The sequence below is a fragment of the Shewanella sp. 10N.286.45.A1 genome, assembly GCF_041470405.1.
Classification (GTDB): domain Bacteria; phylum Pseudomonadota; class Gammaproteobacteria; order Enterobacterales; family Shewanellaceae; genus Shewanella.
Genome location: NZ_JBFRMK010000062.1, coordinates 953 through 13,855, shown reverse-complemented (window position 1 = coordinate 13,855; position 12,903 = coordinate 953). Strand labels below are relative to the sequence as shown.

Annotated in this window: 11 protein-coding genes and 2 pseudogenes; 1 reads left to right on the top strand and 12 read right to left on the bottom strand. The window is 47.0% G+C overall.

Going from position 1 to position 12,903, the window contains the following annotated elements; all coding sequences use genetic code 11:
- From AB4238_RS05545 to AB4238_RS05495, 11 genes and pseudogenes are all read right to left on the bottom strand, one after another.
- Positions 1–226: pseudogene (locus AB4238_RS05545) on the bottom strand (hypothetical protein); the annotation flags it as partial.
- Between the two features lie 170 nt (positions 227–396).
- Entirely contained in the window at positions 397–831 is a 435-nt protein-coding gene (locus AB4238_RS05540) for a hypothetical protein (RefSeq protein ID WP_372032108.1), read from the bottom strand.
- A gap of 284 nt (positions 832–1,115) precedes the next feature.
- Positions 1,116–1,772 carry a 3-oxoacid CoA-transferase subunit B gene (locus AB4238_RS05535; protein ID WP_372032107.1) on the bottom strand — a complete coding sequence of 219 codons (657 nt, stop codon included), beginning with the start codon at positions 1,770–1,772 and terminating at the stop codon, positions 1,116–1,118.
- Between the two features lie 12 nt (positions 1,773–1,784).
- Positions 1,785–2,513, bottom strand: a complete 729-nt coding sequence (locus AB4238_RS05530) for a CoA transferase subunit A (RefSeq protein WP_220739694.1) — start codon at positions 2,511–2,513, stop codon at positions 1,785–1,787.
- 84 nt (positions 2,514–2,597) lie between these two features.
- A complete protein-coding gene (locus AB4238_RS05525) occupies positions 2,598–3,497 on the bottom strand; it encodes a hydroxymethylglutaryl-CoA lyase (protein ID WP_372032105.1) in 900 nt (299 codons plus the stop codon).
- Positions 3,498–3,500: 3 nt separating this feature from the next.
- Positions 3,501–3,626, bottom strand: a complete 126-nt coding sequence (locus AB4238_RS05520; protein ID WP_372032103.1) for a 3-methylcrotonyl-CoA carboxylase — start codon at positions 3,624–3,626, stop codon at positions 3,501–3,503.
- A gap of 7 nt (positions 3,627–3,633) precedes the next feature.
- Entirely contained in the window at positions 3,634–5,703 is a 2,070-nt protein-coding gene (locus tag AB4238_RS05515; RefSeq protein ID WP_372032101.1) for a biotin carboxylase N-terminal domain-containing protein, read from the bottom strand.
- Position 5,704: 1 nt separating this feature from the next.
- On the bottom strand, positions 5,705–6,607 hold the full coding sequence (locus AB4238_RS05510; protein WP_372032099.1) for an enoyl-CoA hydratase-related protein: 903 nt from the start codon (positions 6,605–6,607) through the stop codon (positions 5,705–5,707).
- 40 nt (positions 6,608–6,647) lie between these two features.
- A complete protein-coding gene (locus AB4238_RS05505) occupies positions 6,648–8,255 on the bottom strand; it encodes a carboxyl transferase domain-containing protein (protein WP_372032097.1) in 1,608 nt (535 codons plus the stop codon).
- Positions 8,256–8,369: 114 nt separating this feature from the next.
- A complete protein-coding gene (locus tag AB4238_RS05500) occupies positions 8,370–9,539 on the bottom strand; it encodes an isovaleryl-CoA dehydrogenase (RefSeq protein ID WP_220739704.1) in 1,170 nt (389 codons plus the stop codon).
- Between the two features lie 104 nt (positions 9,540–9,643).
- Positions 9,644–10,039, bottom strand: coding sequence for a MerR family DNA-binding transcriptional regulator (locus AB4238_RS05495; RefSeq protein WP_044555982.1), 396 nt, complete (start codon positions 10,037–10,039; stop codon positions 9,644–9,646).
- 352 nt (positions 10,040–10,391) lie between these two features.
- Here AB4238_RS05495 and AB4238_RS05490 point away from each other — a divergent pair, with 352 nt between their 5' ends.
- Positions 10,392–12,296: a propionyl-CoA synthetase gene (locus tag AB4238_RS05490; protein WP_372032095.1), complete on the top strand. Its 1,905-nt coding sequence runs from the start codon at positions 10,392–10,394 to the stop codon at positions 12,294–12,296.
- Between the two features lie 428 nt (positions 12,297–12,724).
- Here AB4238_RS05490 and AB4238_RS05485 read toward each other — a convergent pair.
- Positions 12,725–12,903, bottom strand: a pseudogene (locus AB4238_RS05485) (transposase); the annotation flags it as partial.

Here is a 12,903-nt window from a genome sequence, read left to right as displayed (position 1 = left end):
TCAAAGGTGCTGATAGTGGCGTTCCATCTGTGCTTTCAAGAGGTGGTAACCAAATTGGGGGTCCCTCTATAAAGGTTAATGCTACTATGGTATTAGTGACCGTTGTTAGCTCCGTTGCGCCACCAAATAATTGCTGCACCGCCTCACATTCTTTAAGTGTTAACGCTAAACGGTGGGCAAGAATTGACTTACTCCATTGCTGGCTTATTGAACGAGTTAAAGTCATTACTATCCTCTATCGATAATGCTTGCGTAGCCTTGATTAAATTTAGTGACTGCCACAATGATGGTGCTATTTCTTTAGTGATTATTGTAACAACAGCGTGCTGATTCCGATGTGCTCCGCGCAACAAATTTAGAATAGGGCAAACCGTTAAAGTCATAAATATGATGAAGCTAATTGAGAGGGACGGGTAGCTGTCGCACTTTTAAGCGGGTATCATCAATTTTTCCCACTACTTGCATGGCACTGTTTTCATCGCTTGCCACACTCTCCCAATTGAGTTGCCAGTCAGCCTTTAACGCCTCCGCCGCTGTTTGAATGTCGGGTTCGGTAACCACACTTAAATCTGCGATAAGATTGACTTTAATCCAACCTTTACGAGGACTACCTTGGATTACGTCTTGATCATAATGTGCCGCGTAAATAATAGACTCTAGCTCTGAAAGTTGGAGCAACAGCTCGAAGCTTGCTGAGCGAACATTGTTGTATTCGGTGATCTCCATGCGCCACACGTTATAGCTAAAACCTACCAAAGCAAACAACATACTGAACACTGCTGTCAGTTGAAACACATTGATGGTCTCTGTGCCCGAGATAGATATTTTCATTGGTGCAGCCTCAAAGATTATCCTAAGTTAACTTTAGACAAAGACACTGCAGAGCAACAATAAATTTCGTTTTTTCAGTTGAGCGTTGGTAGTTGTGCCACTTTTAGCATTACTTAGTAAAAGTTTAAGATACAAAAATTATCGCTAAAGACTTTACTCGAACGCATATGTTACGCGGGGAATGGAGGAGATTGTTACTCACTTATTGAACAATTTGGTTTTTGTGTTGATTGAGCTAAATTGCAGCTCAAAATGAGCTGCAATTTAGTCTTTGAATGTAGCGCTTAAACGCTCATTTCGGGCACATGCTCTGGCACAATCAACTTGCCAGCTGTTTTAGAAACTATCTCCTCAACGGATACACCTGGTGCTCGTTCTAATAGATGGAAGGCACCATCTTTGATCTCCATAAAGGCCAAATCGGTTAATACACGTTTGATACAGCCAAAACCTGTCAACGGTAGTTCACATTTGGGCAGCAGCTTAGAGTGACCTTTTTTATCGGCGTGCATCATGGTGACGATAATATTGTCAGCGCCGGCCACTAAATCCATCGCGCCGCCCATGCCTTTAATTAATTTGCCTGGGATCATCCAAGAGGCGATAGAGCCTTGTTCATCGACTTCAAAGGCGCCGAGCACTGTTAAATCGACATGGCCGCCACGGATCATGGCAAAACTCTCTGATGATGAGAAAAACGATGCGCCATCGACTACGGTTACTGTCTGTTTACCCGCATTGATTAAGTCAGCATCTATGGTCTCTTCTGTTGGGAACTCGCCCATACCCAGTAAACCATTTTCTGATTGCAACATTACCTCAATCCCTTCAGGGATATAGTTGGCAACTAATGTTGGAATACCAATGCCTAGGTTAACGTAAAAGCCATCTTGCAGTTCTTTTGCTACACGCTGTGCCAGTTGTTCTCTTGATAATGCCATTGTGTAGCCCCCTTATTTGCTGACGTCAGCATTAGCTTTGACGGTGCGTTGCTCGATGCGTTTCTCGAACTTGCCTTGGATAATGCGGTTAACGTAGATCCCTGGTGTGTGGATATGATCAGGGTCGAGTTCACCAGGCTCTACAATGTGCTCCGCCTCAACAACGGTGATCTTACCTGCGGTGGCCATCATTGGATTAAAGTTGGCGGCGGTTTTACGAAAAACCAGATTACCCATGGTATCGGCTTTCCATGCACGAACTAAGGCAAAGTCAGCTTTTAGTGCTGGTTCTAATACATAATGGCGACCATCAATTTCACGGGTTTCTTTACCCTCGGCGACAGGTGTGCCATATCCGGTTGCAGTGAAGAATGCTGGAATACCGGCGCCGCCGGCTCGAATTTTTTCAGCCAATGTACCTTGAGGAGTCAAGATAACGTTTAGCTCACCAGATAGCATCTGCTGCTCAAACGTGGCGTTCTCGCCAACATAAGAGGCGATCATGGTATCGATTTGACGACTTTTAAGTAACAGTCCTAGACCGAAGTCATCAACACCTGCATTGTTAGATATAGCGGTTAAGCCCGTTACACCGGTTTTTACCATCTCAGCAATTAAGCCTTCTGGAATACCGCATAAGCCAAATCCACCGACCATCACGGTCATGTCGTTGCTTAGACCTGCTAGGGCCTCTTGATAACTTCCGACGACTTTATTGAGCCCTTTATTTAGTCCTGCCATTATTTTTATCTCCTTATTAAGAGGTCTAGCGCGGTAACTTGTAGGGTTGGCTAGCTCTCTAAAAACTGTTTAAGCAACTCGTGACTAAACCGAGATGGCTTGTGCGACTTTTGCACCATTGGTGCGCCCAAGTGCTTGGCTAATTTTGTTACCTGCCTTTGCAAGCTTGTTCAAATCGATGCCGGTTTCAATGCCAAGTCCATGCAGCATATAAACCAGATCTTCAGTGGCTAAATTGCCCGATGCGCCTTTGGCATAAGGGCAGCCACCTAGGCCTGCAACCGATGAGTCAATAACACTCACTCCAGTTTCTAAGCAGGCCAAAATGTTTGCTAATGCTTGACCGTAGGTGTCATGAAAGTGCAGTGCTAGCTGTGAAACCGGTACGACATTGGCAACAGCTTCAACCATTCTACGGGCATTTAGCGCTGTGCCAACGCCAATGGTGTCACCCAATGAAATCTCGTAACAGCCCATTTTGTAAAGTAATTCAGACACTCGCGCGACTTCGCTAACCGCTATGTCACCTTCATAAGGACAGCCCAGCACACAAGAGACATAACCTCGAACACGGATATTATTGGCTTTAGCCAGCTGCATCACGGGTTCAAAGCGTGCGATAGACTCCTCTATTGAGCAGTTAATATTGCGCTGACTAAAGCTTTCAGATGCTGCACCAAAGATGGCAACTTCGTCGCATCCTGCGTCAAGCGCAAGTTCCAAGCCCTTTAGATTTGGTGTTAGCGCGCTGTAGGCAATACCGCTTTGACGCGTGACACCCTTTAGTACGTCCGCTGAATCTGCCATCTGTGGTACCCATTTCGGCGAAACAAAGCTGGCGGCTTCGATACGTTTTACACCAGCGGCTGCTAGATCTTCAATCAAAGTGATTTTATCTGCAGTGGTGACCGGCTTTTCATTTTGCAGGCCGTCACGGGCGCCGACCTCAAATATGCTCACTTTGCTAGGGAAAGAAGCTGACATTGATTACTCCTCTTCGCTGGCTGTAACTTCGGCCAGTAGCATGCCGTCGCTTACGAGCTCTCCGGCGTTAAAGAACAATGCACTGACAACACCGTCAAATGGCGACTCTAAAGATGTAATGTACTCCATCTTGCTTTTACTCCTCTTCGCTGGCTGTAACTTCGGCCAGTAGCATGCCGTCACTTACGAGTTCACCTGCTTTAAAGAAGAATGCACTGACAACACCGTCATTAGGTGACTCGATGGTGTATTCCATCTTCATCGCTTCCATTACCATGATGCCTTGGCCTGCTGTGACTTCGTCGCCCACTGCAACCAGATGAGTCACAATCGTACCGTTCATTGGCGCTTTAAGTTTATCTTCTAAGTTATCCTGCTCTTCAATCACTTCTGACTGAATAGCTTGGTAGTGATAACTGCTTGAGTTGATAAACAGGGTAAAGTCATCACCGACATGGCTAACAGGTACTTTTATCTTGTGGGCGCGACTCTTCATTGACTGGCTATTTACTGCGATTTCAGCGTGAAGCGTCTCGCCAATAAGCTCGCCAGACAATGTGAGTTGAGTATCGTTAATGGCAAGCCGATAAAAGGACTGACTGGCCATTTGTGTTTCCGTTAACTCAAGGTGGTTAACGTGTTGGTCATCATCGAGTAAGGCGACTTGATGCACGCTGGCACTATTGAGTCTAAAACCACTGACCGCGCCCCATGGTGAATAGGGGTCATCACTGTTAATCGCGCAGCGCTTGGCATCTGCTTTACGGGCACAAAGTTGATAAAGGGCCGCTAAGGCCAGTGCTGTTTGGCGCTCATTAGATTGGCTCTTTGCAACATCAGGGCTTAGGCCGTGATCTATGAGTGCTTCACAGTAACGCTCAATAAAATCGGTGCTAAAGTCGGCATTCGCGAAAGCTTTATGCTCAGCAATGTTAGCCAGAAACTCAATGTTGTGCTTTAAACCGCTAATTTGATATGAGGCGAGGGCATGGACTAGGCGTTGCAGAGCACGTGGCCGTGATTCATCCCAAGTAATGAGTTTTGAGATCATCGGGTCGTAAAAGTTACTAATGACATCATTTTCACGTACCCCTGAGTCGATACGTACATATTGACTCTGCTCAGGCTCTCGTAAAAAGTTAAGCTTACCACTGGCTGGCAGGAAGTCATTTTGAGGGTCTTCAGCGTATATACGCACTTCAAACGCATGGCCGTGTATACGCACTTCATCTTGTGCTAGTGGCAGTTTACAGCCGCTAGCCACCATTAACTGCCATTTAACCAAGTCTTGCCCAGTGACTAATTCAGTGACCGGATGCTCCACCTGTAGACGCGTATTCATCTCCATAAAGTAGAAGCTACCATCGGTATCAAGCAAAAACTCAACAGTGCCTGCGCCTTCATAATTAATGGCTTTGGCTGCTGCAACGGCTGCTTCGCCCATACTGATCCGCAGTGCGTCACTGAGTCCAGGCGCTGGCGCCTCTTCAACCACTTTTTGATGGCGACGCTGGATAGAGCAATCTCTATCGGACAGATAGATACAATTGCCAAAGCTGTCAGCAAACACTTGTACTTCTACATGGCGTGGTTGGCGTAAGTAGCGCTCCATCAGCAGTTTATCGTTACCAAATGAGCTTATTGCTTCTCGTCTGGCCGACTGAATCGCTTCTAATACTTCAGCACTGCTCTCAACAATACGCATGCCTTTGCCGCCACCGCCATAGGCCGCTTTGATGAGCAGTGGAAAGCCCATCGCATTGGCTTCGCTGACCAATACGTCATCATCTTGAACATCACCATGGTAGCCCGGAACCAGCGGCACATTAGCGGCGCCCATGATCTCTTTGGCTGCACTTTTACTACCCATCGAGTCAATCGCCGCGGCGCTAGGGCCAACAAAAGCGATACCGCTTTGTTCACACTTAAAAGCAAATTCGGCATTTTCTGACAGAAAACCGTAACCGGGGTGAACGGCTTGCGCACCAGATTTTTTAGCGATCTCAATGATCAAGTCGCCTTTGAGGTATGAGTCTGCTGGCGCGCTGCCACCTAAGTAGAATGACTCATCGGCCATCGCCACGTGACGAGCGTCGATATCAGCGTCGGAATAAAGCGCAACGGTGCGAACACCCATCGCCTGCGCAGTTTTGATAATACGGCAGGCAATTTCACCACGGTTGGCAATTAGCAATTTAGTAAACATATTATTTGGCTCCTGGCGCGCTAGCAGTATTGTTTTTATCGACTGGACTTTGAGTCACTGAGCCATTGGCAGTTGAGCTATTAGCAATCGTCCAGTCAGGGCTGCGCTTGTCAAAGAATGCGTTCAGACCTTCTTGGCCCTCTTTTGATACTCGAATACTGGCGATGCGCTCGCTAGTGTAATCGAGTGTTGCTTGATCAATCACGCCGCTCTCAAGGGTTGAAAGCAGGCTTTTTGCCCATGCCATACCTTGTGGGCTATTAGCCAGAAGCGCCGCTATAATAGGCGCCGCCGCACTGTCAAGCTCGTCACTGACTTCGTGAATGATCTGTAGCTCAAGCGCTTTTTGTACATCAAACCGTTCTGCTGTCAGCATGTAACGACGGGCGGCACGTTGGCCCATAGCGCGAGTGACATAAGGGCTAATGACCGCTGGAATGAGCCCAAGTTTAACTTCACTTAGGCAAAAGCTTGCACGCTCATTGGCAAGGGCGATATCGCAGCAACAGATAAGCCCGAGTGCGCCTCCAAAAGCGGCGCCTTGTACTTGTGCAATCGTCGGTTTTGGAAACTTGTCCAGTACCGACATCAACTTTGCTAGCTCATTGGCATCGGTGAGGTTCTGTTCAAAGTCCATCTGCGCTTGTTTACGCATCCAGTTGAGATCGGCGCCAGCGCTGAAATTGTTACCGTTAGCTTTTAGTACCAACACTTGGCATTGCGAGTTATCAGCAAAGTGCGCTAGCACTTTTATCATCTCGCTTATCATCACCTCGTCAAAAGCGTTGTGCTTTTCTGGGCGGTTAAGAATAAGCTCTGCGACACCCTCTTTAAGGGCGCAACTAACAAAAGTTAACTGTTCGCTAAGCGCATTGGTTGTTATTTGTTGCGTTTGATTCGTCATTGTTAAGCTTCCAAAGTGAGTGAATGGCAATGGATGACCATTACATGCGGAACACACCAAATTTAGTCTCTTCTACGGGCGCATTAAGCGCAGCAGAAAGGGCTAAACCAACAACGTCTCGGGTTTGTGCTGGGTCAATAATGCCGTCATCCCATAGTCGTGCACTGGCATGGTACGGATGACCCTCTTTGTCGTACTGTTCAACAATAGGCTTACGGAAATTTTGTTCATCTTCATCTGACCAGTCAACGCCTTTGCGCTTTAATCCATCGCGCTTAACAGTGGCTAAAACGCCAGCAGCCTGTTCGCCACCCATGACTGAAATACGAGCGTTTGGCCACATCCACATCATGGTTGGGTCAAAGGCGCGACCACACATGCCGTAGTTACCTGCGCCGTAGCTGCCACCAATAATAACGGTGAATTTAGGCACATTGGCACATGAAACTGCGGTAACCATTTTAGCGCCATGCTTGGCGATGCCTTCATGTTCGTACTTTTTACCCACCATAAAGCCAGTAATGTTTTGTAAGAACAGCAACGGAATTTTGCGCTGACAACACAGCTCAATAAAGTGCGCGCCTTTTTGCGCCGACTCAGAGAACAAGATGCCGTTATTGGCGACAATGCCGACTGGATAGCCATGAATGCGGGCAAAGCCACACACTAAAGTGCTACCGTAATTGGCTTTGAATTCGTCAAAATCAGAGTCATCAACCACACGGGCAATCACTTCTTTTACATCGAAAGGCTTTTTAAGATCGGTACCGACGATGCCGTACAGTTCGCTTATATCGAACTTAGGCGGTTTAACTGGGCTTAGCTGTGCTTCAATCTGTTTTTGATGATTAAGACGGGTCACTGATTGACGCGCAAGTTCTAATGCGTGCTCATCGTTTTGCGCCATATGATCTACTACACCTGAAATTTTAGTGTGTACTTCCGCGCCGCCGAGCTCTTCTGCTGTGACCTCTTCACCTGTGGCCGCTTTCACAAGAGGCGGGCCAGCAAGAAAGATAGTGCCTTGCTCTTTGACGATAATCGACTCATCTGCCATCGCAGGTACATAAGCACCACCTGCGGTACAAAGTCCCATCACTACCGCGATTTGTGGAATACCTTTGGCTGACATTTGTGCTTGGTTATAGAAGATCCGGCCAAAGTGGTCTCTGTCTGGAAAGACTTCATCTTGGCGCGGTAAGTTAGCGCCGCCTGAATCGACAAGGTAGATACAAGGCAGGTGACAACGGCTGGCAATTTCTTGGGCGCGAATGTGCTTCTTTACCGTGACAGGGTAGTAGGTGCCGCCTTTTACCGTGGCATCGTTGGCAATGATCATACACTCAACACCACTGACTCGGCCTATACCAGCAATAACACCCGCGGCAGGTACGACATCTTCATACAGTTCATAAGCGGCAAATTGCGAGATCTCTAAAAACGGCGAGCCTGGATCGAGCAGTTTTTCAACGCGCTGACGCGGTAGGAGTTTGCCTCGAGACAGATGGCGTTCTCGAGCAACGTCACCGCCACCGAGTTCAATCTGTTGCAGTTTAGATTTAAGATCATCAACGACTTCAGCCATATCATCGAACTTGGCTTTGAATTCATCGCTGCGGGCATTAATACGACTGCTTAGTTGAGTCACAATTTCAATCCTTTTGAAGCGGAATAGAGGCCGACGTTAAGGCTGTCTCCCCTGTCCAAATTTGGGCGCTAAAGGCTCGCTAATCGAGCCTTGTTTTTGATGATTTATTTTGGCTTACTTTGATTCGTTAAACAGCTCTCGACCAATCAACATACGGCGGATTTCTGAGGTGCCTGCACCAATTTCATACAGTTTGGCATCACGTAATAAGCGGCCTGCAGCGTACTCATTGACATAACCATTACCACCGAGAAGTTGAATCGCATCCAGTGCCATCTTAGTCGCAAGTTCTGCTGAGTATAAAATGGCGCCTGCGGCATCTTTACGCGTGGTTTCACCACGGTCACAAGACTTGGCAACGTTGTAGATGTACGACTTAGCGGCGTTCATGCCTGTGTACATATCGGCAAGTTTGCCCTGTACTAGCTGGAATTGACCGATAGACTTACCAAATTGCTCACGTTCGTGAATATAAGGCACCACGATATCCATACACGCCGTCATGATCCCAAGCGGGCCACCAGACAGAACGACACGCTCGTAATCAAGGCCACTCATTAATACTTTAACGCCATTGTTTAGGCCGCCAAGAATGTTCTCTTCCGGCACTTCACACTCTTCAAAAACCAGCTCACAGGTGTTTGAACCGCGCATGCCGAGTTTGTCTAGTTTCTGCGCTTGAGTGAAACCTTTAAAACCACGCTCAACGATAAATGCGGTAATACCATGAGCGCCTTTATCAAGATCGGTTTTCGCGTAGATAACATAAGTATGGGCATCTGGACCATTGGTGATCCACATCTTATTGCCGTTAAGAATGTATCTATCGCCCTCTTTGCGGGCATGCAGTTTCATTGACACAACATCTGAACCTGCATTGGGCTCACTCATCGCTAACGCACCAATATGCTCACCAGTAATGAGCTTGGGTAGGTATTTGGCTTTTTGCTCACTATTACCATTGCGGTTAATTTGGTTAACACACAGGTTTGAGTGAGCGCCGTAACTTAAACCGATAGAGGCGGATGCGCGTGAAATCTCTTCCATAGCAACAACGTGGGCAAGGTAACCCATGCCTGCACCGCCGTACTCTTCTGATACGGTGACACCCAATAAGCCCATGTCGCCCAATACTGGCCAAAGCTCATTAGGAAAGGCGTTATCAAGATCAGTTTTTGCCGCGATAGGGGCAATTTCATTGGCAGCAAAACCTTGTATGGCATCGCGTAGCATGTCGACATCTTCGCCAAGGCCGAAGTTTAGAGATGAGTAGAGTTGAGTCATGTGCTTGTGTCCTGTCAATTTGTCTATCTATGCGAGTTCACTGATCTGTGTCGTGATACTCAACGGCTTATTATTCTATTGGTGTTATCAATGACTGTTACTGACTAGCTATTATTGGCCAGTGCATCGCGGCATTGCTGCTCCGCGGAATTTAGTTCCATGAGCACGACTTTGATGTCATCCATCTGCTGCTGCAGGGCGACTTTTTTGTCTTCCACCAAGTCGAGCATGGTGTGTAGTTGTGTGCTGCTGTTTTTATCTGCATCGTAAAGCTCGAATAAACGTCTGGTCTCGGCGAGTGAGAAGCCTAAACGCTTACCGCGTAAAATAAGTTTGAGTCTGACTCGATCTTTGAGATTGTAGATGCGAGTTTGGCCACGGCGCTTAGGTTTAAGCAGTCCTTGGTCTTCATAAAAACGAATACTACGAGTCGTGATATCAAACTCTTTTGATAGATCACTAATAGAGTATGTCGTTTGGGGTAACTGGTTGTCTGACATTAATAACACCATATTTATTAACTTTTCTTGCACCATATATGAAGTTTACGTAAAGGTAAAGTTTGAGGTGGGTCACAAACAATATTTTCATGTCAATTGTGCGTGCCAAACTCACATGTTTAGATAGACAAACGTTTGATTCCTCAATTGAGGTTTCGAGATTAAAATTATGTTTAACAATGGTTTATTCAGTTTGCCAACTCTTAACTAGTGTTGGTTTAGAGAGTTTTCCTTACTCATTCTAAGGTCTAATGGGGATTTTTTGTGCAGCGGAGCATAATGCTTCAAAGGACAATAATCATTGAAATGTAGTCGTGATTACGCTCAGATGACGTTAACTGGAGTATGCATAGTGAAACACAAAAACACGCAGTTACATGCAAGTTCAATCTCAGACCCGCAACATTTTTGGGCGCAAGCGGCACAAACTATAGATTGGGTGTCACCATGGGACAAAGTACTCGATGACAGTGAGGCACCTTTCTATCACTGGTTCAAAGGGGCAAAGCTCAATACCTGTTATAACGCAGTCGATAGGCATGTAGAGGCGGGGCGTGGAGCGCAGGTTGCGATTCAGTATGTTAGCCCAGTTACTGATACCGAATATGGAATTACCTATGCAGAGCTGCAAGCTCAAGTTAGCCGCTTAGCTGGCTATATGGACTCTATTGGGGTGAAAAAGGGCGACCGGGTGGTGATCTACATGCCAATGGTGCCCGAAACCGCTTATGCCATGTTGGCCTGTGCCCGCATTGGCGCGATTCACTCAGTGGTCTTTGGTGGCTTTGCTGCTAACGAGTTAGCCACCCGTATTAATGACGCTAAACCTAAACTTATCTTGTCAGCATCATGCGGTATTGAGCCCTCAGGTGTCGTGGCTTATAAACCTTTACTGGATAACGCATTAGAGCAAGCGACTCACAAGGTTGAGCATTGCCTCATCTTAAATCGCAGTCAACTTGAAGCAAGCTTACAAGTTGGCCGAGATGTAGACTGGCAAACTGGCGTGGCAACCGCGCCAAATATTGATTGTGTGGCGTTAGATGCAACCGATCCGCTGTATATTCTTTATACCTCAGGCACCACGGGCCAACCAAAAGGGGTGGTACGTGATAATGGCGGCCATAGTGTGGCGCTCGCATGGTCAATGAAACACATTTATGACATTGAAGCAGGTGATAGCTTTTGGGCGGCATCAGATGTGGGCTGGGTAGTGGGCCACTCATATATAGTGTACGGTCCCTTGCTGGTGGGCGCGACCACCTTAATGTATGAAGGAAAGCCGATTGGCACCCCTGATCCTGGCGCATTTTGGCGCATTATAGCCAAATACAATGTGAAGAGTTTTTTCACCGCCCCCACAGCAATTAGAGCAATTAAACGTGATGATCCTGACGGTGAATACCTCAAGGGTGTTGATCTTTCATGCTTAAAGAATGTGTTCTTAGCGGGTGAACGCTGTGACCCTGATACCTTACATTGGGCCGAGGATAAGCTTAACAAGCCAGTGATCGATCATTGGTGGCAAACTGAAACGGGTTGGCCGGTGGCTGCCAACCTCATGGGTTACGCCCCTGTTGAAGTCAAAGCGGGCTCGCCAGCGTTGGCGGTGCCGGGTTATCAAATCGAGGTGGTTGATGTCATGGGCGAGCAAGTCGCGGCCAATGAGTCTGGTAATGTAGTGATTAAGCTACCACTCCCGCCAGGGACGTTAACCACGCTTTGGCAAAATGAGCAGCGCTATGTGGATAGCTACTTGTCTATGTACCCAGGTTATTACTTAACGGGCGATGCAGGCTATAAAGATGATGATGGTTACCTTTACATTATGAGCCGCATCGATGACATCATTAATGTCGCCGGACATCGCTTATCGACAGGGCGCTTTGAAGAGGTATTGTGTCAGCACGATGCCGTTGCCGAGGCGGCAGTGATTGGCGTTGAAGATGAGCTAAAAGGACAAGTTCCTCTAGGGCTGGTGGTACTCAAAAAAGGTGTCTCGCTGGATGAGCAAGAGTTGAACAAACAGTTGATGGCACTAGTGCGTAAAGAGATAGGACCCGTGGCTGCATTTAGGTTAGTGAGCGCAGTACAAAAGCTGCCTAAAACCCGTTCGGGTAAAATCTTGCGCGGCACCATGCGTAACATCGCCGACAACAAAAAATACAATGTGCCAGCAACCATAGAAGATCCCGCAACCTTAGATATTGTCCGCAATACGCTAACTCGCATGGGATACGCTGACGTCCATGTATAGCGTTTAAACCTAGTGGCTGGAAGTATGGCAGAGATGAACGGCTTCCAGCTATTAACACTAACTCTAAATGTAATTTACCTGTATTGAGCTTTTGCAAGTCGCCGTGAATATATCCCTATAGGCTCCGCTAAATCATCCATGATTTAGCAGCTTGCACAGCCCAATTCTGATAAATACCTAACAAGTCCATGGTTAAGTAAATAGCCAGCCATTATCAATCAACAACATAACGAGCTAAGAGCGCGACTTCAATACTTAGCCGTATTCTTATCATGAATATTCCTCGCGAAAGCGAGCCTGGCGATAGGATTTGCAAGAAATGATGAAATTGAGCTGAAATACTCTTCTGAAAAGTGCTGACGGTTAACTCAGTGAGTTTGTCTGAGGAAAGTCGATTTTAGGTGATATCTATTTTGAGAAACGCAGGGTTAATGGCTTCGCATATATTCGCAGCTGCTTGAGAAATGCCGTCGCCGCTTGTTGAGGTGTTCACAGTAACGGCTGAATTCCTCCAATGTACCAACAGGGCCGTGAAACAGTTGACCGAACTCTGTGACAATTTTGAGCCAATTTACTGTTGGGATATTCAGCCGAGTGAGGATGTTTT

Coding starts and splice junctions, on each gene's coding strand:
- AB4238_RS05540 (WP_372032108.1), bottom strand. CDS start 831: ATGAAAATATCTATCTCGGGCACAGAGACCATCAATGTGTTTCAACTG.
- AB4238_RS05535 (WP_372032107.1), bottom strand. CDS start 1,772: ATGGCATTATCAAGAGAACAACTGGCACAGCGTGTAGCAAAAGAACTG.
- AB4238_RS05530 (WP_220739694.1), bottom strand. CDS start 2,513: ATGGCAGGACTAAATAAAGGGCTCAATAAAGTCGTCGGAAGTTATCAA.
- AB4238_RS05525 (WP_372032105.1), bottom strand. CDS start 3,497: ATGTCAGCTTCTTTCCCTAGCAAAGTGAGCATATTTGAGGTCGGCGCC.
- AB4238_RS05520 (WP_372032103.1), bottom strand. CDS start 3,626: ATGGAGTACATTACATCTTTAGAGTCGCCATTTGACGGTGTTGTCAGT.
- AB4238_RS05515 (WP_372032101.1), bottom strand. CDS start 5,703: ATGTTTACTAAATTGCTAATTGCCAACCGTGGTGAAATTGCCTGCCGT.
- AB4238_RS05510 (WP_372032099.1), bottom strand. CDS start 6,607: ATGACGAATCAAACGCAACAAATAACAACCAATGCGCTTAGCGAACAG.
- AB4238_RS05500 (WP_220739704.1), bottom strand. CDS start 9,539: ATGACTCAACTCTACTCATCTCTAAACTTCGGCCTTGGCGAAGATGTC.
- AB4238_RS05495 (WP_044555982.1), bottom strand. CDS start 10,039: ATGTCAGACAACCAGTTACCCCAAACGACATACTCTATTAGTGATCTA.